We start from the raw sequence: 17,575 nt of genomic DNA, 5'->3' as shown, positions 1-17,575 counted from the left end.
GGGCTCAGGCCCCGATCGAGCGCCCGAACCAGAGCACCGACAGGGTGCCGGCCGCGACGGCCAGCAGCAGCGCAGCCAGCGCGAACAAGCCCGTCACCTCCTGCTCGCGCGTCTGCACCTGCAGCCGCGAGCCGAGGTGCTCGTAGACGCTGCGCAGCTTCTCGGCGCTGCCGGCCTGGTGGTATTCGCCCGCCGTCATGCGCGCCACTTCGCGCAGCGTCGGCTCGTCCAGCTGCATGTAGATCGGCAGGCCTTCGGGCGTGGCGGCCGCGCCATCCACCGTGCCGAGCCCGACGACGTCGATCCGCACGCCGCGATCGGCCGCGAGCTTCGCCGCCGTCAAGGTGTCGACGCCGGTCGTGCGCCGGCCGTCGGTCAGCAGGATGATGGCGGCCGACTTGTACGAACCCGGCGCAACTGGCGTGATCGGCTTGGGCGGCGGCTTGCCGGCGTTGTCGATGCTGCGCGACTGCTTGCGGCTGCCGAAGGTCATGTCGCCGACGTCGAGGCCGTGGTCGGGGAAGAGCTCCGCCAGCGATACCACGATGGCGCTGCCCACGGCGGTGCCGATCTGCATCTGGAAGGCATCGATGGCGGCGACCAGCGGCTCGCGCTCCAGCGTGAGGCGCTGCGCCACCTGGCTGCTGCCCGCGAAGGTGACCAAGCCGACCTCGACACCCTTGGGCAGGTCCTTCAGGAAGGCCTTGGCCGCCTGCTGCGCCGCCTCGAGCCGGGTCGGCTTGACGTCGTTCACGCGCATGCTGAGCGACACGTCGATGGCCAGGATGACCGAACTGCGCGACCAGGGCAGCGTCACGCGCGCCACCGGGCGCGCCGCGGCGAACACCAGCACCGAACAGGCGAGGAAGAGCAGGGCCGGGGGCAGGTGGCGGCGCCAGCTGCGGCCGGCATTGGCGGCACGCGCGATCCCCAGGTTGCTGAAGCGCACGGCCTGCTTGTGGCGCCGGCGCAGGAGCCACACGTACGCCGCTGGCAACAGCAGCAGCGCCGGCATCAGCCAGAAGTAGTGGGGCCACAGGAAGGACATCGCGGTCTCGCGCAGGGCAGCGCTGCCATCGTGCCTGCGAAGCGGCGGCTTGGCAACCGCCGGCGCGCCGCGATCAGTCGACGCGGGTGAAGGTGCTGCGCACGTGCTGGCGGTCACCCATGTCGAAGTGCCACCATTCGTTGTCGATCGCGTTGAAGCCGCTTTGGGTCATCACCCTGCGCAGCAGTTCGCGGTTGCGCACCTGCTGCGCGGTCAGCTGGCCGCTGGCCAGGTGCGCCGCCTCCAGTTTCGGATGCGACAGCTCGGTCATCTCGTCGTAGCCGGTCCCCATGTCGAGCTCGCGGCCCTGCGGATCGATGAGGGTGGCGTCGAGGGCCATGCCGAAGGAATGGATGGAGCCGCGCGCCGGATCGGCCACGTACTGGCGCAGGTCGGTGCCATCGAGGTGGTCCCAGAGCTGGATCTGCACGCGGTGCGGCCGCACGGCATCGAGCACGAGCAGCCGGTGTCCCGGCGCTTCCTGTTCCAGCAGCGCGGCAGCCTGCTCCAGGCCGGTGGCGGCCAGGTGGTGCACCCAGCCGCAATCGAGGGCGCCATAGAGGTTGCGCCCGACGAAGTTGTCCAGGGTCGCGTAGCGCAGGTCGACCGCAATGCGCTCCAGGGTGCACAGCTGGCGGAAGTCGGGATGGGTGGCGATGTCTTCGCAGCGCATCGGTATGGGCAAGATGGGATCGCCTGACTATACTGGCCCCGCAGCGGAGGTGCCGTCCATGCGACTCAGCGTCCAGCAGATGCAGGTGCTCAGCGAGCACGCGCGCGAAGCCGGCAACCGCCGGGTGGCCGCCTATGTGGACGCGCGCTTTCCGCAGGTCTTCGCCGGCCGCGACGACGCCCAGCGCTGCGCCGCCGTCGAACGCATGCGCGAGTCCGCCGCGGCCTTCGGGCTGGAGCGCGACGACCACCTGGGCAGCTACATCGTGCTTCACCTGATGTACGGACCGGGCTTCGAGAAGCAGGAGTGGGCCGCTCCCGTGCTGGCCAACAGCCTGCTGAGTCCGCAGGAAAAGATCCGCACGCTGGAGCGCCGCGTGCGCGCCGCCGGCGGCACGCCCTGAGGCGCCATGTCCAGCCCGCCTCCCAAGAAAACCTGGGCCGAACTCGCGGCCGCTGCGGCGGACAAGCCGCCGTCCAAGCCCGCCGGCAAGAGCTTCGCCCCGCCGGACAAGGCCGGCGCGGGCCAGGCCAAGACGCAGCCGAAACCGGCGGACAAGCCGCTGCCCGCTGCCAGCTCCAAGCCGGTGCAGCCCTGCTTCTCTTCGCTGGACGAGCGCGGCTATCCCCTGGGCTTCGAAAACCGCGACCAGTTCGAGACCTGCATGGAGGAGTTGTGCCAGACGGCGCAGAAGCAGGGCATCGCCTGCAAGACCGTCGGCGTGCGCGGCTCGGCGGCCACCTACACCTCCAGCAACCCGAACAAGAAGGGCCAGCACTTCGACAGCCGCGGCAAGGGCAAGAGCGACATCGATGCCTTCATCGTGAGCGACTCGCGCCTGGAATGCCGGCCCAACAAGACGGGCTTCTTCCATCCCGACAAGGTGGCCGACGCCTATCCCAAGCTGGCCGAATGGGGCGAAGCCTGGAGCGAGGAGCTGGGGCGCGAGATCACGCCCGCCGTCCACAAGTCGACCTCCCCCGCGCTCGACGAGCCCTACATCGCTTACGCTTGCGACTGCTGACCGGAGAAGCCGCCCATGCCCTTGCTCTACCTCTCGACCCCCGACCCGCTGCCGGACGTGGCGCGCCGCGTGTTCGGCGCGCTGGGGGTGGCCGACGGCGAGGAGCGGGACAGCGACAACTACCCGGGCGGCACTTACTTCCGTGGCCGCAATGGTGTCTTCGAGGTGCGCGTGAGCCGCGAGAGCCCGGACGACGCTTTCTACGGCGAGTTCCAGGCGCTGGTGTCGATCCGGCCGCCGGCCAACCTGGCCACCCCGCCGGACGAGGTGGGGCAGCTGGCCGCGGTGGAACTGCTGCGCGCCGGCTTCCGGGTCGCGCAGGAAAGCGGCTCGACGGCGCAGAAGGCGCGCTGGCGCGTGTTCTCCTTCGACGCGGCCGGCAAGCTGCAGGCCACGCTGCTGGAGAAGGACGTGCCCGCCTGAACGATCAGGCGGGGTGGTCTTCCATCAGCTCGCTCTTGCGCGCTTCGAGCTGGTCGGCCAGCGCCATCAGGTCCATGCCCTGCGCCTTGCGCGCCTCGGGGAACATCTTTTCGCGCTCGTCGTTCACGTGGTGCAGGATCGCGTCTTCCAGCTCCAGCATCAGCTTGGCGTTCTTGCGGTCGGCCTGGATCTTCGCGATCATCTCGCGCGCCTCCGCGTGCTCCTTCTGCGCGTCCTTCAGCAGCGCCATGTCGCCGGTCGCCGCCTGGAAGGCCGGGTAGAAGATCTCTTCCTCGATCTGCATGTGCACCAGCAGTTCCTGGCAGATCTGGGAGGCCAGCACTTCCTGGCGGTTGCCATCGTGCGCGGCCTTGTACTGCTCGAACAGGCGCATCACTGCGTTGTGGTCTTCGTCGAGGAGGACGGTTGCGTCTTGTTGGGCCATGGGTGGATTCCTTCGTTGGTTGGAACTACGCTAGCGCGCGCATGCATCCCCGTGCCGCGGCGTGCCGCGACGCTTCCTGTAGTTGCGCGCCTACGTCCGCCGCGGCGGCTGCGCCGTATCCTGAAAGCCCCCAGGAAAGGCACCGCCATGAAAGAGAAACCCACCGATCCCCATCCGCTGAGCGACCTCGCCTACGACTGGATCACGCTGATGCAGAACAAGGCGCAGGCCCTGCTGGCCTACGACCAGTACATCAAGGATGCCGAAGCGGCCAACTCGCCCGAGTGCGCGGCCTTCTTCCGCAAGGTGCACGATGCCGACAAGGCGCAGCTGGAAGAAGCCAAGCGGCACCTGGTCATGGTGATGGAAGGGAAGATGGGCGCGAAATAGCCCGCGCCGGACGCAACTCGTCCGGCCCATCCGTCCTTCATCGGGCCGCGCTTGCGCGCCCGCGCCCGGCTGCCACACTGCCGGGCATGGAAACCCTTTCTCTGCCAGGCTGGCGCAAGACCTTGTGGCCGCGCCTGGGATTCACGCTGCTCGTGGCGCTGGGCTTCGCGCTGGTGTTCGACCGCTCGCGCACGCCCTTCGCGGTGTGGACGATGCGCACGGCCACGGTCGCCCTGGTCGCCTTGCTGGCGTTCTCGGTCTTCGAGCAGTGGCCGCGCAACCCGCCGCGCTGGCTGGCGCGCTGGGTGCTGCAGTTGCTGGGCGTGCTGGTCGCGATCCCGATCGGCGTGCTGATGGCGTTCGGCGTCCACAGCGGCGCCCGCGTCCACGAGATCATGGGCGACCCGGCGCAGCGCGCCGGCTTCTACGGCCTGCTGGGCCCCGGCCTGCTGTTCGGCCCGTGGATCGCCTTCGCCGCGCTGGTGCGGCAGCGCGAGGCGCAGGCGCGGCACCAGGCCCTGGCCTTCCAGCTGGAACGCAGCGAGCTCGAGCGGCAGGCCGTGGACGCGCGCATGCGGCTGCTGCAGGCGCAGGTGCAGCCGCACTTCCTGTTCAACACGCTCGCCAACGTGCGGGCGCTGGTCAAGGCCGGTTCGCCGCGGGCGCCGGCGGTGCTGGACAGCCTGATCGCCTACCTGCGCGCCGCCATGCCGGGGCTCGGCGACGCCGACGGCACGGTGGCGCGCGAAATCGCCCTGGTGCGGGCCTATCTCGACCTGATGCACTTGCGCATGCCGGACCGCCTGCAGTTCTCGGTGCACGCCGACGAGGAAGCGCAGGACCTGCGCTGCCCGCCGATGGCGCTGCTGACGCTGGTGGAAAACGCGGTGCGCCATGGCATCGACCCGGGCGAAGAGGGCGGCCGCATCGACGTCAGCGTGACCGTGCGCGAGGGGCGCTGCATCGCCCGCGTGGTCGACACGGGCGTCGGCCTGGAGCAAGGCGGCAGCGGGACGGGCACCGGCCTCGCCAACCTGCGCGAGCGGCTGCGGCTGTCGTTCGGCGACGCGCAGGTGCGCCTGGCCGCCAATTCGCCGCACGGCGCCGTCGCCGAATTCGAGATTCCCGCGCAAAGGAGCCAGGCATGACGACCGCACGGGCGACCGCATTGATCGCCGACGACGAACCCCTGCTGCGCGAGGAGCTTGCGCAGATGCTTGCGCAGGCCTGGCCGGAACTGGAGATCGTCGCCCAGGCCCGCAACGGCCGCGAGGCCGTCGAACAGGTGGAAGCTTTGCGGCCGGCGATCTGCTTCCTCGACGTGCACATGCCCGGCGTGTCGGGCGTGGATGCGGCACGCCAGATCGGTGGCCGCGCCCACGTCGTCTTCGTCACCGCCTTCGAGCAGTACGCGCTGCAGGCCTTCGAGCAGGGCGCGCTCGACTACCTGGTGAAGCCGGTCGACGCGGCGCGGCTCGCGACCACGGTGGCGCGCTTGCAGGCGCGCCTGCGCGAGGCGCAGCCGCCGTCGCTGACCGAGGACCTGCTGCAGCAGCTGGCCGCGCAACTCAAGGCCGGCAGTGCCCCCGCGCCGCTGCGCTGGCTGCGCGCCAGCACCGCCGGCACCGTGCGCCTGATCCACGTCGACGAGATCGACTTCCTGCGCTCGGACGAGAAGTACACGCTGGTGGCCTGGCGCGGCGAGGACGGCAAGCCGGCCGAAGCCCTGATCAGCGTGCCGCTGAAGACACTGGTGCCGCAGCTGGACCCCGCGCAGTTCGCGCAGGTCCACCGCTCGGTGGTGGTGAACCTGCGCGCGATCAGCCACGTCACGCGCAGCGAGAACGAGACGGCCGGCGTGCACCTGAAGGGGCGGAAAGAGGTGCTGCCGGTGAGCCGGAGCTACCTGCACCTGTTCCGTCAGATGTGAGCCGGGCGCTCAGTCGGCCCTGACGTTGCGCTTCTTCGCCACGGCGCCCCAGCGCGCGACCTCGGAAGCCATCAGCGTGCCGAAATCCTCCGGCGTGCCTTTCGCCGGCACCAGGCCGTCGTCGCCCAGGGTCGTTTCCATCTTGGGATCGAACATCGCTTCCTGGATCGCCTTGTTCAGTTTCAGCTGGATGTCGCGCGGCAGGCCCTTCGGGGCAATGATGCCGTGCCAGTTGGTCACCTGGTAGGCGGGATAGCCGGACTCGGCGACGGTGGGCACGTCGGGCAGCGCGGGCAGGCGCGCGGGCGTGGTCACCGCGATCGCGCGCAGCTTGCCGGCCTTCACGAAGGGCAGCGTCGAGCCGACGGTGCCGAAGATCAGCTGCGTCTGGCCGCCCACGGTGTCGGTGAGGGCGGGCGAGGTGCCCTTGTACGGGATGTGCGTGATCTGCGCGCCGGTCACGTCGAGGAAGTACTCGGTCACCATGTGCACGATGCTGCCGCTGCCGGCGGATGCGTAACTGAGCTTGCCCGGGTTCTTCTTCGCGAACTCGACCAGTTCCTGCACCGTCTTCACCGGCACGTTCGGATTGACGGCCACCACGAAGGGGCCGCGCGCCAGCTGGGCGATCGGCGTCATGTCCTTGATGGCGTCGAAGGGCTGCTTGTACACGCTGGGGTTCACGGTGTAGCTCGCCGCGGCGAGCAGCAGGTTGTAGCCATCGGCCGGCTGCTTCAGCACCGCGTCGGCGCCCAGCATGCCGCCGGCGCCGGGGCGGTTCTCCACGATCACCGGCTGGCCCAGCTTGTCGCCGAGTTTCGATGCGAGCAGGCGCGCGATCAGGTCGGAACCGCCGCCGGGAGCGAAGGCCACGGTGATCTTCACCGGCTTGCTGGGATAAGTGCCTTGCGCGAATGCGGGTGCCGCGCACAGGCCGAAGGCGCCCGCGGCAAGCAGCAGGCGGCGCCGGCTCGAATTCATGGATTGCATTTTCATATCACTTTCGCCATTGATGGACGTGGAAAGGCCGCGAGCGGAGGCCCGCGGAGTGTCTAGGACTTGGGGTGGACCTTGGCCCGGCGCGCGCCTTCGAGGTGGGCGCGCATCAGGCTGGCGGCCTGCAGCACGTCGTGCGCGGCGAGCGCGTCCAGGATCTGCAGGTGCTCCTGCGCCTGGGTCTGGCGCGGCTTGCGCTGCGAGGCCTGGTGGTATTCGACCAGCCGCCGCTGCTGGTTCACGCGGCGCACCGCCTGCTCGATGAAGCGATTGCCGGACCAGTGCGCCAGCGTTTCATGGAAGCGGCTGTTCGCCTCGAACAGCTCGATGGCCGTCATGGTGCGGTAGCCGCCGTCGACGATGCGCTGCTGCTCGCGCCGCAATTCGGCGAGGCCCGGCGGATCGATCCGGAAGGAGGGGCTCATCATCCCGGTGGGCTCGATCGCCTGGCGGAACAGGTAGCTCTCCTCGTACGCGTCGGGCGTGTCGATCATGGCCATGAAGGTCCAGCCCTGCCCGACGTTCTGCTCCACCCAGCCTTCCTCGGAAATCCGGGCCAGCACCTTGCGCAGGGTGCCGCGGACGACGCCGAAGCGCCGCATCAGCTCCGCCTCGCTCACTTCCTGCGGCAGCGCGCCGGTGCGCCTGGCTTCCACGATGGCGAGGTACAGCGGGTCGTCGGGTGTCGAGTCCAGGTCCGCGGACACCGGGCCCCAGTCCTTGGCGTCGCGCACCATGAAGTAGCCGCGGTTGACGTCCTGCTGCACGACCCCGTGCGCGGCCAGGTGGCGCAACGCCACCTGCACCGGCGAGCGCGAGGTGCCGATGCGCTCGGCCAGCTCCACTTCACGCAGGTGGTCTCCCGCCTTGCGGCTTTCGCGCCGCACCAGGGAAACGATCTCGCGCGCGACGCGCTGCTGCAGCGGAGTGAGCTCGGAGGCGGGGGGGGACACACGCATCAACATAGTGTAGGTCGCGGGTCGGCGGGCTTCGGGCAGGCCATGGGTGGGAACGCGAATGGTTTGACTGTTTGTCGTATGTGATCTTAAAATACATTCAAGCCAACCGGCAAGCCCGGTGGAAACCCGAAGGAAAGAAGCGAACTCCCATGACATCCAGGCAGATCGGTGTCCGCGCGACCTACATGCGCGGCGGCACCAGCAAAGGCGTCTTTTTCGAACCGGCCGACCTGCCGGCCGAAGCCCGCGACAACCCCGCCCTGCGCGACGCCTTCCTGCTGCGCGTCGTCGGCAGCCCCGACCGCTACCGGCAGCACATCGACGGCATGGGCGGCGCGACGTCCAGCACCAGCAAGGTGGTGCTGGCCAGCCGCAGCAGCCGCGGCGACAGCGACGTCGATTACCTGTTCGGCGCGGTGTCGGTCGAGAAGCCCGTGATCGACTGGAGCGGCAACTGCGGCAACCTCACGTCGGCGGTCGGCCCCTTCGCCATCGCGCGCGGACTGGTCGACGCGCCGCGCGACGGCGTGGCCACGGTCCGCATCTGGCAGGCCAACATCGGCAAGAAGATCGTTGCCTACGTTCCGATGGCCGGCGGCGAAGTGCAGGAGACCGGCAGCTTCGAGCTCGATGGGGTGACCTTCCCGGCGGCGGAGATCAGGCTGGAATTCCTGGACCCGGGTGCGGAGGACGATGGCGACGGCGGCGCGATGTTCCCGACCGGTCGCAAGGTCGACCAGCTGCAGGTGCCGGACGTGGGCGCCATCGAGGCCACCCTCATCAACGCGGGCAACCCGACGATCTTCGTCGACGCGGCCGCGCTGGGCTTCCGCGGCACCGAACTGCAGGCGGACGTCAACGGCGACGCCACCGTGCTGGCGCGCTGCGAAACCATCCGCGCCCACGCCACCGTCGCCATGGGCCTGGCGAAGACGGCGGAGGAAGCCACCGAGAAGCGCCCGCACACACCCAAGCTGGCTTTCGTCGCCTCGCCGGCGGCCTATGTCGCTGCCAGCGGCAAGCGGGTCGCTGTGGACGACATCGACCTGTGCGCCCGCATCTTCTCGATGGGCAAGCTGCACCACGCGATGACCGGCACCGGCGCGGTGGCGATCGCGGTGGCGGCGGCGATCCCCGGCACCGTGGTGGCGCGCGTCCTGGGCGGCGCCGGCGCGCGGGAAGAGGTGCGCTTCGGCCATCCCTCGGGCGCGCTCACGGTCGGGGCTTCGGCCTCGGAGATCGACGGGGAGTGGCAAGTCGCGAAAGCCACCATGAGCCGCAGCGCGCGCCGCCTGATGGATGGCGTGGTCTTCGTTCCTTCCAACTACGCCAGCTGATCCCGCCCCATGAAGCTTTCACCCCAACTCGCGCGCCTGCCCCTGCCGGGCCGCACCGTCCACTACGTCCCCATCGCCGAAGTTCCCGGCGTCGACCAGCTGCCGTTCTCGCTGCGCATCATGCTGGAGAACCTGCTGCGGCAGGCCACCCGCGGCATCGACACGCAGGCGGAGGTGGATGCGCTGCTGCAGCGCCGCACCGGCCGCGGCCTGAATTTCTATCCGGTGCGCGTCTACGGCCAGGACATCCTGGCGCAGGTGATGCTCGTCGACCTGGCCGGCATCCGCGACGCCGTCGCCGATGCGGGCGGCGACCCGGCCCAGGTGCGGCCGAAGGTTCCGGTCGACGTCATCATCGACCACTCGCTGCAGGTCGACCGCTGGGCCAGCCCGGACGCGCGCCGCATCAACCTGGAAGAAGAGTACGAACGCAACGGCGAACGTTTCGCGTTCCTGCGCTGGTGCAGCAGCAGCTTCGAGGGCGTGCGCATCGTGCCGCCGGGCAAGGGCATCATGCACCAGATCCACCTGGAGCACATCGCGAAGGTGGTGTGGACCGAGCCTGTCGAAGGCGGCGAACTCGCGATCCCCGACACCTGCGTCGGCACCGACAGCCACACGCCCATGGTCAACGGCCTGGGCGTGCTGGGCTGGGGCGTGGGCGGCATCGAGGCCGAGGCCGTGATGGTCGGCAAACCGGTGGCGCTCGCACTGCCGGAGGTGATCGGCTTCGAGGTGCGGGGCCGGCTGCGCGAGGGCGTGCTGCCCACCGACCTGGTGCTGGCCATCACGCGGCAATTGCGCGAACTGGGCGTGGTGGCCAAGTTCGTCGAATTCTTCGGCGCCGGCCTGGAGGCGCTTTCGCTGGGCGACCGCGGCATGATCGCCAACATGGCGCCGGAGTACGGCGCGACGGCGGTCTACTTCCCGATCGACCGCACCACCACCGAGTACCTGCATCGCACCGGCCGCGAGCCGGAGCAGGTCGCCCTGGTCGAGGCCTACGCGCGCGCGCAGAAGCTCTGGCGCGACGCGTCCACGCCGGCGCCGCGATTCGACGCCGTCGTTGCGCTGGACCTCGACACCATCCGTCCCTGCCTCGCCGGGCCGCGCAACCCCGAAGACCACCTGGACCTGGCGCAGGTGGCGCAGGCGTTCCACCAGCACCACCTGGAGATCGCGGGCCGCCCGCTCGATCCGGCGCGCCGCGTCGCCGTCAAGGGCGAGGAGTTCGCGCTGCACGACGGCGCCGTCGCCATTGCCGCGATCACGAGCTGCACCAACACCGCCAATCCGGTCAACATGATGGCCGCCGGCCTGGTGGCGAAGAAGGCCGTGGCCCTCGGCCTGAAGACCAAGCCGTGGGTGAAGACCTCGCTCGTTCCGGGCAGCCAGGTGACGGCGGCCGTGCTGGAGAAGGCCGGGCTGCAGCCCGCGCTGGATGCGCTGGGCTTCCACGTGGCAGGTTTCGGCTGCACCACTTGCAACGGCGGCTCCGGCCCGCTGCCGGACAACATCGTGGAAGCGATCGAGCGCGAGAAGCTCGTGGTGACGGCCGTCCTCTCGGGCAACCGGAACTTCGAAGGGCGCATCCATCCCAATGTGCGCGCGTCGTACCTGGGCTCGCCGGCGCTGGTCGTGGCGTACGCGCTGGCCGGTTCCCTCACGATCGACGTCACCACCGAGCCGATCGCCCACACCGACGACGGCCGCCCGGTCTACCTGCGCGACGTCTGGCCGACCTCCGACGAAATCGCCGCCGCGGTGGCCGGCGCCTATGAGCCGGAACTCTTTCGCCGCAAGTACGCCGACCTGTTCGATGGCGGTCCGGCCTGGGACGGACTGGCGGGCGAGAGCAGCCAGCGCTTCGGCTGGCAGCCCGCCAGCACCTACATCCGCCGCCCGCCTTACTTCGACGGCCTGAAGCGCGCGCCGGATCCCGTGACGGACCTGCGCGGCATGCGGCCGCTGGTGATCCTGGGCGACTCGGTGACCACCGACCACATCTCGCCCTCCGGCGCGATCAGCCTGGGAACGCCGGCCGCGGACTTCCTGCTCGCCAAGGGCGTGCAGAAGCCGGACTTCAACAACTACACGACGCGGCGCGGCAACCACGACGTGGCGGTGCGCGCGACCTTCGCCAACATCCGGCTGCGCAACCGCATGGTGCCGGGCGTGGAAGGCGGCGTCACCCGGCTGCTGCCCGAAGGCACGCAGATGCGCGTGTTCGAAGCGGCCGTGCAGTACCTGCGGCGGGGCGTGCCGCTGGCGGTGATCGCCGGCAAGAACTACGGCTGCGGCTCCTCGCGCGACTGGGCGGCCAAGGGCGTGGCGCTGCTCGGGGTGAAAGTGGTCATCGCGGAGAGTTTCGAGCGCATCCATCGCACCAACCTGGTCGGCATGGGCGTGTTGCCGTTGCAGTTCCGGCCCGGGGTCAACGCCGAAGTGCTGGGACTCGACGGCACGGAGCGCATCGACATTTCCGGGCTCGCCCAGCACGCGCGAGTCGGCGGGGAGGTCGTGGCCCGCTTCACGCGCGCCAGCGGGGAAATGCTGGCCGTGCCCCTGGGCGTGCGGCTGGATACGGAGGAGGACGTCGCCTACTGGCGGCACGGCGGCATCATGCCGCGGGTGTGGCGAGAATACGTGAACGGAACGGTTCCGGCCGCCACCCAGGGCGCGATGCTGGGTTGAAGGAGAGGGCGTGAACGAGGAACTGGAAGCGCTGGCGCGAACGCTGCAGCTCTCGGACCCGTCGCAGGCCCGGCTGCGCCTCGCGTTCGGCTCGGGCTGCGTGCAACGCGTGCGCCACCTGCTGGAAGACGAGCGCGCGATCGCCGCCGTCGACACGCTGCAGGCGTATGTCGAAGGGCGCAGCGACGACGCAGCGCTCGCCGCTGCGCGCGATGCGGCGTCAGCCGTCGCGCGCAGCCACCCGGGCTCGCGTTCGATCGACGGCGCCGCGCATGCCGCGGTGTCGGCCACCAACGCGGTCGCCCATGCGCTGGCCGGACGCGCGCTGGAAGCGGCGAGCTACGCGGCCTATGCGGCCGTCTATGCGTACTCCGGATCCGCCGTGATGGATCCTTCCGCCTTCCAGGGTGAGTTTCGCTGGCAGGTGGCGGAGCTCGCGCGGCTGGCTCAGAGCTGAACCCGCGTTCCCAGCTCGATCACCCCGTTGTACGGAATGCCGAAGTAGTCGACCGCGCGCCCGGCGTTGCGCGACAGGGTCTCGAACAGGTTCTGGCGCCAGCGCGCCATCGCCGCGCGCGGCCGCGGCACGATGGTCTCCCGGCTGAGGAAGAACGAGGTGGCGAACGGATCCAGCGCCAGGCCCTGGGCCGCGCACAGGGCCAGCGCGGCCGGGATGTCCGGCTGCTCGGCGAAGCCGAAGGCCAAGTCCACCTGCCAGAAGCCTTCGCCGATCTCTTCGACCCGGGCGCGTTGCGAGGGCGCCACCGTCGGCTCTTCCTGGAAGCGAACGGTCACCACCACGTTGCGTTGGTGCAGGACCAGGTTGTGCTTCATGTTGTGCAGCAGCGCGAGCGGCACCGGGCCGCGCGCGGCCGAGAGGAAGACCGCCGTGCGGTCCACGCGCACCAGCGCGGCGTCGGCCGCGAGGCCGGCGACGAAGTCGCGCAGCGGCATCTGGTCGGCGCGCAGCGTTTCGCCCAGCAGCTCGCGCCCGCGTTTCCAGGCGGTCATCACCACCAGCAGCGCCGCGGCCAGCGCCAGCGGGAACCAGCCGCCCTCCAGCACCTTGAGCGAACAGGAGACGAACAGCAAGGTGTCGAGCGCCACGAAGAACGCCGTCGCGCCCGCCGCGACCCACCACGGGTAGCCCCAGGCGCGCCGCACCACGAACCAGGTGAGCACGGTGGTGATCAGCATGGTGCCGGTCACCGCGATGCCGTAGGCCGAGGCCATCGCCGACGACGAACCGAATCCGACGCAGGCGAGCGCCACCGCCAGCAGCAACAGCCAGTTGACCGCCGGCACGTAGATCTGGCCGCGCTCGCGCACCGAGGTGTGGATGATGCGCAGCCGCGGCAGGAAGCCGAGCTGGATCGCCTGCTGCGTGAGCGAGAAGGCGCCGGAGATCACGGCCTGCGAGGCGATGATGGTCGCCGCGGTGGCGAGCACGACGGCCGGCAGCAGCAGCGCCGGCGGGAAGCTCAGGTAGAACGGGTTCTGCAGTGCCGCGGGGTCGCGCAGCAGCAGCGCGCCCTGGCCGGCGTAGTTCAAGGCCAGTGCCGGCAGCACGAGGAAGCTCCAGGCGAGCCGGATCGGGCGGCGGCCGAAGTGGCCCATGTCGGCATAGAGCGCTTCCGCGCCCGTGAGCGCGAGCACCACCGCGCCCACGGCCAGGAACACGCCGGCGCCGCGCGCGGCCAGGAAGTGCCAGGCGTGGCGCGGGTCGAGCGCCTGCAGCACCTGCGGCGCCTGCGCGACCTGGAAGACGCCGACCACGCCCAGTGCGAGGAACCAGGCGACGATCACCGGCCCGAACCAGCGGCCGACGGCAGCGGTGCCGCGGCTTTGCGCGACGAACAGGCCCACCAGCACCGCGAGCGAGAGCGGCAGCACCCAGGGCGTCAGCGAAGGCGCCACCAGCTCCAGGCCTTCGACCGCGCTCATCACGGAGATGGCCGGCGTCAGCACGCTGTCGCCGTAGAAGAGGCAGGCGCCGAAGGCGCCCAGCCAGAGCAGCCGCGAGCGAAGGCGCGGCCGGCCGGCCGCGGTCTGCGAGGCCAGCGCCAGCAAGGCCATGATGCCGCCCTCGCCGTGGTTGCCGGCGCGCAGGATCAGCACCACGTACTTGAGGGTCACGACGAGCATCAGTGCCCAGAACACCACCGACACCGCGCCGACGATGGTGGCGGCGTCCAGCGGCACGCCGGTCTCGGGCGCGAAGATCTGCTTGACGGTGTAGAGCGGGCTGGTGCCGATGTCGCCGAACACCACGCCGAGCGCGGCGAGGGTGAGGGCGGCGGTGCGTGGGTGCCGGGGCTGGGCGGCGGCCGGCAGGGCGGTGTCCATGGGAGATCCGGAAGTTGCGATGGCCCGGTTGTGCGCCGTCGCCCATAAAAACCGCATAAATGCGGGGAGCCGCGGTTCGTTCCTCACCATGGCCTACGAAACCCTCTCTTGCTCCCGTAGGCCGTGGTGAGCCCGCAGGCGAACCGCGGCTGCCCCTACTCGTCGGCGAGCCGGTACCCGACGCCGAGCTCCGTCAGCAGGTAGCGCGGCTCGGCCGGATCGTCCTCCAGCTTCCCGCGCAGGTGCCCCATGTAGATCCGCAGGTAGTGCAACTGGTCTTCCTGCCCGGGCCCCCACACGTCGGCCAGCAGCTTCCGGTGCGTGACCACCTTGCCGGGCGACTGCGCGAGCCGCTCGAACAGCGCGAATTCGCGCGGCGTGAGATGCACGTCGGCGCCGCGCAGCCGCAGCGCGCGCGCTTCGCGGTCGAATTCCAGTTCGCCCACCCGGTACGCCGGCGCAGGCTGCGGCGCCAGTGCCGCGCGCCGCATCATGGCGCGCACGCGCGCCAGCAGTTCGCCGACGCCGAAGGGTTTGGTGAGGTAGTCGTCGGCGCCGGCATCCAGCGCCGCGATCTTCTGCTCCTCCTGCGTGCGCGCCGACAGCACCAGGATCGGCAGGCTGCGGCTGCGGCGCCAGTCGGCAATCAGCGCCACGCCGTCCTCGTCCGGCAAGCCGAGGTCGACGATCACGAGGTCGCAGGCCGCAGACGCGATTTCCTGCCGCGCCTGGGCCGCAGTGGCCGCGACGCGAGGCCGCAGGCCAGCGGCGCTCAGGCTGGCCGCCACGAAGCTGGCGATGCCGCTCTCGTCCTCCACCACCAGGACGGCGGGCTTATCCATGCGCTTCTTCCTCCAGCGCCGCCAGCGGCAGGCCGATGCGGAACTCGGTGCCCGGCTCGCAGCGCCGCGCCGCGATCGTGCCGCCGTGCGCCTCCACCACCAGCTTGCAGATCGCCAGGCCGATGCCTGCCGCGCCGCCGTCACCGTCCCCTTGCCGGTAGCGCGTGAACAGCAGCTGCGCATCGGCGTCGCCCAGGCCCGGCCCGTGGTCGCGCACGGCGACGAACAGCCCTTCGCGGCTGCGGCCCGCCGTGACGACGACGGGCTCGCTGCCGCCGGCGTGGCGCAGGGCGTTGTCCAGCAGGTTGGCGATCACCTGCGCGAACAGGCAGGCTTCGGCGCGCACCGGCGGCAGGCCCGGCGCCACGCGCAATTGCAGCCGGGCGCCGTCCCAGCGCCGCCGCATGCGCGCGACCGCGGTGCCCAGGATCTCCTCGAGCGATTCCCATTCGGTGCGCAGCTGCACCTGCGGCTGCGACAGGCGCGCGAGCTGCAGGATGTTGTCGGCCAGCAGGGTCATGTCGCGGGCCTCGTTCTCCAGGTTGGCCAGCAGGGCCTGGCGCTGCGCCGGCGCCAGCGCATCGCCTTGCGTGCGCAGCGCGCTCGCGCTGCCGACGATGCCGGCCAGCGGCGTGCGCAGGTCGTGCGACAGCGAGGCGAGCAAGGTGTTGCGCGCCGCCTCGGCCTGTGCGCTGTCCTGCGCGGCGCGCGCGCTCGCGGTGGCGCGTTCGCGTTCCAGGCACAGGCCCACCTGGCGGGTCAGCGCCAGCCAGTGCTGCTGCACGTCGTGCGGCGGGCGCGGTCGCAAGGGCAGCAGGACCTGGACGGCGCCGGCCGCGCCATGGGGCGCGAAAGGCGCGCACCACAAGGGCAGGTCGGGCCAGTCGTCGCAGCCGCGTCCCAGGGGCCGGCCGTGCTCCAGCGCCCAGGTGACCGAGCCCGCGTGGAAGTCGCCGTCCGCCGGCGCGCCCCAGTGGCGCAGGCCCGCGTCTTCGCGCAGGAACACCGCGCACGCATGACCGAGACTTGCATGCAGCCAGTGCGCCGCGCGTTCGGCCACGGCTTCGTAGCCGCGGCAATCGGCGAGCGCTTCGCCCAGCGCATGCAGTTCGGCCGCGCGCGCTTCGCCCAGTTCGGCCCGGGCGCGGCCCGCTCGCACGGCCGCCAGCAAGGCATTGAGGCCCAGCGACGCGGCGAGCAGCACGGCCAGCGTCCACCAGTACTCCGCGTCGTCGATGGCGAAGCTGTAGCGCGGTGGAACGAAGAAATAGTTGAGGGCGGACACCGCCAGCACCGACACCACCACGGCCGGGCCGCGTGCGAGCAGCGCCGCCGCCAGCATGCAGGCCACCAGGTAGACCAGGGCCAGGCCGGCGACCGACATGCGCGCGTCCAGCCAGGCGCACAGGCCGGTGGCCGCAGCCACGGCGACCGGCGCCGCCAGCCAGTGCAAGGCCTCTCGGGTGTCGCGCCGCATGCCCGCACTGTACCGCGCAGCCGCCGCGATGCCGTTTGACAGGCCGCGATTCCGATATTAGAGTGATATCACTTTTACCGGAGCCGACCATGTCCAACGACGCTGTTTCCCCGCCCCGCCCCGTGCGCACGGAGGTCCGCTACCGCTCGCTGAACGGCTATGGCATCGCCATTCTTTCGCTCGTGCTGCTGGGACTCGGCCTGCTGGTCCTGGTGGGCCGCGCGGGCCCGCCCTTGCTGGGCCTCGCGATGATCGTCCTCGGCGTCGCGGCCATTCCGGGGCTCTACATGCTGCAGCCCAACGAAGGCATCGTGCTCACGCTGTTCGGCCGCTACATGGGCACCGACCGCAGCGAGGGCCTGCGCTGGACCAATCCCTTCCAGTCCGGCAAGAAGATCTCGCTGCGCGCGCGCAACCTGAACACCGCGCGGCTGAAGGTGAACGACAAGCGCGGCAACCCGGTGGAGATCGGTGCCGCCGTCGTCTGGCGCGTGCACGACACCGCGCAGGCCGTCTTCGAGATCGACGACTACACCGCCTTCGTCAGCATCCAGGCCGAAGCGGCCATCCGCCACCTCGCCACGCTCTATGCCTACGACACGGGCGAGGACCTCGCGCCCGACGAGACCACGCTGCGCGCCGGCCTCGACGCCGTCGCCGAAGCGCTGCGCTCCGAGCTGAACCAGCGCTTTGCCAGCGCCGGCGTCGAGGTGCTGGACGCCAAGCTCACGCACCTGGCCTACGCGCCCGAGATCGCGCAGGTGATGCTGCGCCGGCAACAGGCCACGGCCATCGTCAGCGCGCGCCACCAGATCGTGGCCGGCGCGGTCGGCATGGTGGAGGCGGCGCTGAACGGCTTGTCGGAACGCAACCTCGTCACGCTGGACGACGAGCGCAAGGCCGCGATGGTGTCCAACCTGCTCGTGGTGCTGTGCTCGGAGAACGAGACCCAGCCGGTCATCAACACCGGAACGCTCTACACCTGAAGCGC

Annotated in this window: 18 protein-coding genes; 10 read left to right on the top strand and 8 right to left on the bottom strand. The window is 70.5% G+C overall.

Annotated elements, in window-relative coordinates; genetic code table 11:
• Positions 1-4: 4 nt before the first annotated feature.
• Positions 5-1,048, bottom strand: a complete 1,044-nt coding sequence (locus LZ009_RS16720) for a VWA domain-containing protein (protein ID WP_275699087.1) — start codon at positions 1,046-1,048, stop codon at positions 5-7.
• A gap of 73 nt (positions 1,049-1,121) precedes the next feature.
• Positions 1,122-1,721: a M15 family metallopeptidase gene (locus tag LZ009_RS16715; protein ID WP_275699086.1), complete on the bottom strand. Its 600-nt coding sequence runs from the start codon at positions 1,719-1,721 to the stop codon at positions 1,122-1,124.
• A 58-nt stretch (positions 1,722-1,779) separates the two neighbouring features.
• On the opposite strand from LZ009_RS16715, the gene LZ009_RS16710 reads away from it, so the two are divergent.
• From LZ009_RS16710 to LZ009_RS16700, 3 genes are read left to right on the top strand one after another with little or no spacing between them, the layout of a single operon-like run.
• Entirely contained in the window at positions 1,780-2,124 is a 345-nt protein-coding gene (locus LZ009_RS16710; protein WP_275699085.1) for a hypothetical protein, read from the top strand.
• Between the two features lie 6 nt (positions 2,125-2,130).
• Entirely contained in the window at positions 2,131-2,745 is a 615-nt protein-coding gene (locus LZ009_RS16705; RefSeq protein ID WP_275699084.1) for a hypothetical protein, read from the top strand.
• A 15-nt stretch (positions 2,746-2,760) separates the two neighbouring features.
• A complete protein-coding gene (locus LZ009_RS16700) occupies positions 2,761-3,168 on the top strand; it encodes a hypothetical protein (RefSeq protein ID WP_275699083.1) in 408 nt (135 codons plus the stop codon).
• A gap of 4 nt (positions 3,169-3,172) precedes the next feature.
• Here the strand turns inward: LZ009_RS16700 and LZ009_RS16695 are convergent, their stop codons facing one another.
• A complete protein-coding gene (locus LZ009_RS16695) occupies positions 3,173-3,613 on the bottom strand; it encodes a hemerythrin domain-containing protein (protein ID WP_275699082.1) in 441 nt (146 codons plus the stop codon).
• A 147-nt stretch (positions 3,614-3,760) separates the two neighbouring features.
• Here LZ009_RS16695 and LZ009_RS16690 point away from each other — a divergent pair, with 147 nt between their 5' ends.
• The 3 genes from LZ009_RS16690 (at position 3,761) to LZ009_RS16680 (ending at position 5,933) form a co-directional block, all read left to right on the top strand.
• On the top strand, positions 3,761-4,003 hold the full coding sequence (locus LZ009_RS16690; protein WP_275699081.1) for a hypothetical protein: 243 nt from the start codon (positions 3,761-3,763) through the stop codon (positions 4,001-4,003).
• An 86-nt stretch (positions 4,004-4,089) separates the two neighbouring features.
• Positions 4,090-5,151 carry a sensor histidine kinase gene (locus LZ009_RS16685; RefSeq protein ID WP_275699080.1) on the top strand — a complete coding sequence of 354 codons (1,062 nt, stop codon included), beginning with the start codon at positions 4,090-4,092 and terminating at the stop codon, positions 5,149-5,151.
• Positions 5,148-5,933, top strand: coding sequence for a LytR/AlgR family response regulator transcription factor (locus tag LZ009_RS16680; RefSeq protein ID WP_275699079.1), 786 nt, complete (start codon positions 5,148-5,150; stop codon positions 5,931-5,933). Before LZ009_RS16685 ends, LZ009_RS16680 begins: the two co-directional genes overlap by 4 nt.
• 9 nt (positions 5,934-5,942) lie before the next feature.
• Here LZ009_RS16680 and LZ009_RS16675 read toward each other — a convergent pair whose 3' ends face one another.
• Positions 5,943-6,914 carry a Bug family tripartite tricarboxylate transporter substrate binding protein gene (locus LZ009_RS16675; protein WP_275699078.1) on the bottom strand — a complete coding sequence of 324 codons (972 nt, stop codon included), beginning with the start codon at positions 6,912-6,914 and terminating at the stop codon, positions 5,943-5,945.
• Between the two features lie 71 nt (positions 6,915-6,985).
• On the bottom strand, positions 6,986-7,888 hold the full coding sequence (locus LZ009_RS16670) for a GntR family transcriptional regulator (protein ID WP_275699077.1): 903 nt from the start codon (positions 7,886-7,888) through the stop codon (positions 6,986-6,988).
• A gap of 149 nt (positions 7,889-8,037) precedes the next feature.
• Between LZ009_RS16670 and prpF the strand changes: the two genes are divergently transcribed.
• The 3 genes from prpF to LZ009_RS16655 are packed head-to-tail and all read left to right on the top strand — an operon-like array spanning position 8,038 to position 12,376.
• The gene (gene prpF, locus LZ009_RS16665; protein WP_275699076.1) at positions 8,038-9,225 is read left to right on the top strand and encodes a 2-methylaconitate cis-trans isomerase PrpF; all 1,188 of its coding nucleotides are present in this window, start codon (positions 8,038-8,040) and stop codon (positions 9,223-9,225) included.
• Positions 9,226-9,234: 9 nt separating this feature from the next.
• Positions 9,235-11,919, top strand: a complete 2,685-nt coding sequence (gene acnA, locus LZ009_RS16660) for an aconitate hydratase AcnA (RefSeq protein ID WP_275699075.1) — start codon at positions 9,235-9,237, stop codon at positions 11,917-11,919.
• 10 nt (positions 11,920-11,929) lie between these two features.
• Positions 11,930-12,376, top strand: coding sequence for a hypothetical protein (locus tag LZ009_RS16655; protein ID WP_275699074.1), 447 nt, complete (start codon positions 11,930-11,932; stop codon positions 12,374-12,376).
• Here the strand turns inward: LZ009_RS16655 and LZ009_RS16650 are convergent.
• The 3 genes from LZ009_RS16650 to LZ009_RS16640 all read right to left on the bottom strand — a co-directional run bounded on the left by LZ009_RS16650 (position 12,367) and on the right by LZ009_RS16640 (position 16,584).
• Positions 12,367-14,265 (bottom strand): potassium transporter Kup, encoded by a 1,899-nt coding sequence (locus LZ009_RS16650; RefSeq protein WP_275699073.1) that lies wholly within the window; start codon positions 14,263-14,265, stop codon positions 12,367-12,369. The genes LZ009_RS16655 and LZ009_RS16650 overlap by 10 nt on opposite strands.
• 155 nt (positions 14,266-14,420) lie before the next feature.
• Positions 14,421-15,107, bottom strand: a complete 687-nt coding sequence (locus LZ009_RS16645) for a response regulator (RefSeq protein WP_275699072.1) — start codon at positions 15,105-15,107, stop codon at positions 14,421-14,423.
• On the bottom strand, positions 15,100-16,584 hold the full coding sequence (locus LZ009_RS16640; RefSeq protein WP_275699071.1) for a DUF4118 domain-containing protein: 1,485 nt from the start codon (positions 16,582-16,584) through the stop codon (positions 15,100-15,102). The genes LZ009_RS16645 and LZ009_RS16640 overlap by 8 nt, the downstream gene beginning before the upstream one ends.
• A gap of 89 nt (positions 16,585-16,673) precedes the next feature.
• Here LZ009_RS16640 and LZ009_RS16635 point away from each other — a divergent pair, with 89 nt between their 5' ends.
• Entirely contained in the window at positions 16,674-17,570 is an 897-nt protein-coding gene (locus LZ009_RS16635; RefSeq protein WP_275699070.1) for an SPFH domain-containing protein, read from the top strand.
• Positions 17,571-17,575 lie beyond the last annotated feature (5 nt).

This window comes from Ramlibacter paludis, assembly GCF_022012305.1.
Taxonomy (GTDB): domain Bacteria; phylum Pseudomonadota; class Gammaproteobacteria; order Burkholderiales; family Burkholderiaceae_C; genus Ramlibacter; species Ramlibacter paludis.
This window is presented reverse-complemented; position numbering and strand designations above follow the sequence as displayed.

Excerpts from the sequence above, each read along its gene's own strand:
- LZ009_RS16675 (WP_275699078.1), bottom strand. The coding sequence starts at position 6,914 with ATGAATTCGAGCCGGCGCCGCCTGCTGCTTGCCGCGGGCGCCTTCGGC.
- LZ009_RS16715 (WP_275699086.1), bottom strand. The coding sequence starts at position 1,721 with ATGCGCTGCGAAGACATCGCCACCCATCCCGACTTCCGCCAGCTGTGC.
- LZ009_RS16690 (WP_275699081.1), top strand. The coding sequence starts at position 3,761 with ATGAAAGAGAAACCCACCGATCCCCATCCGCTGAGCGACCTCGCCTAC.
- LZ009_RS16645 (WP_275699072.1), bottom strand. The coding sequence starts at position 15,107 with ATGGATAAGCCCGCCGTCCTGGTGGTGGAGGACGAGAGCGGCATCGCC.
- LZ009_RS16720 (WP_275699087.1), bottom strand. The coding sequence starts at position 1,048 with ATGTCCTTCCTGTGGCCCCACTACTTCTGGCTGATGCCGGCGCTGCTG.
- acnA (WP_275699075.1), top strand. The coding sequence starts at position 9,235 with ATGAAGCTTTCACCCCAACTCGCGCGCCTGCCCCTGCCGGGCCGCACC.
- LZ009_RS16640 (WP_275699071.1), bottom strand. The coding sequence starts at position 16,584 with ATGCGGCGCGACACCCGAGAGGCCTTGCACTGGCTGGCGGCGCCGGTC.
- LZ009_RS16685 (WP_275699080.1), top strand. The coding sequence starts at position 4,090 with ATGGAAACCCTTTCTCTGCCAGGCTGGCGCAAGACCTTGTGGCCGCGC.
- LZ009_RS16670 (WP_275699077.1), bottom strand. The coding sequence starts at position 7,888 with ATGCGTGTGTCCCCCCCCGCCTCCGAGCTCACTCCGCTGCAGCAGCGC.
- LZ009_RS16650 (WP_275699073.1), bottom strand. The coding sequence starts at position 14,265 with ATGGACACCGCCCTGCCGGCCGCCGCCCAGCCCCGGCACCCACGCACC.
- LZ009_RS16680 (WP_275699079.1), top strand. The coding sequence starts at position 5,148 with ATGACGACCGCACGGGCGACCGCATTGATCGCCGACGACGAACCCCTG.
- prpF (WP_275699076.1), top strand. The coding sequence starts at position 8,038 with ATGACATCCAGGCAGATCGGTGTCCGCGCGACCTACATGCGCGGCGGC.
- LZ009_RS16700 (WP_275699083.1), top strand. The coding sequence starts at position 2,761 with ATGCCCTTGCTCTACCTCTCGACCCCCGACCCGCTGCCGGACGTGGCG.
- LZ009_RS16695 (WP_275699082.1), bottom strand. The coding sequence starts at position 3,613 with ATGGCCCAACAAGACGCAACCGTCCTCCTCGACGAAGACCACAACGCA.
- LZ009_RS16705 (WP_275699084.1), top strand. The coding sequence starts at position 2,131 with ATGTCCAGCCCGCCTCCCAAGAAAACCTGGGCCGAACTCGCGGCCGCT.
- LZ009_RS16635 (WP_275699070.1), top strand. The coding sequence starts at position 16,674 with ATGTCCAACGACGCTGTTTCCCCGCCCCGCCCCGTGCGCACGGAGGTC.
- LZ009_RS16710 (WP_275699085.1), top strand. The coding sequence starts at position 1,780 with ATGCGACTCAGCGTCCAGCAGATGCAGGTGCTCAGCGAGCACGCGCGC.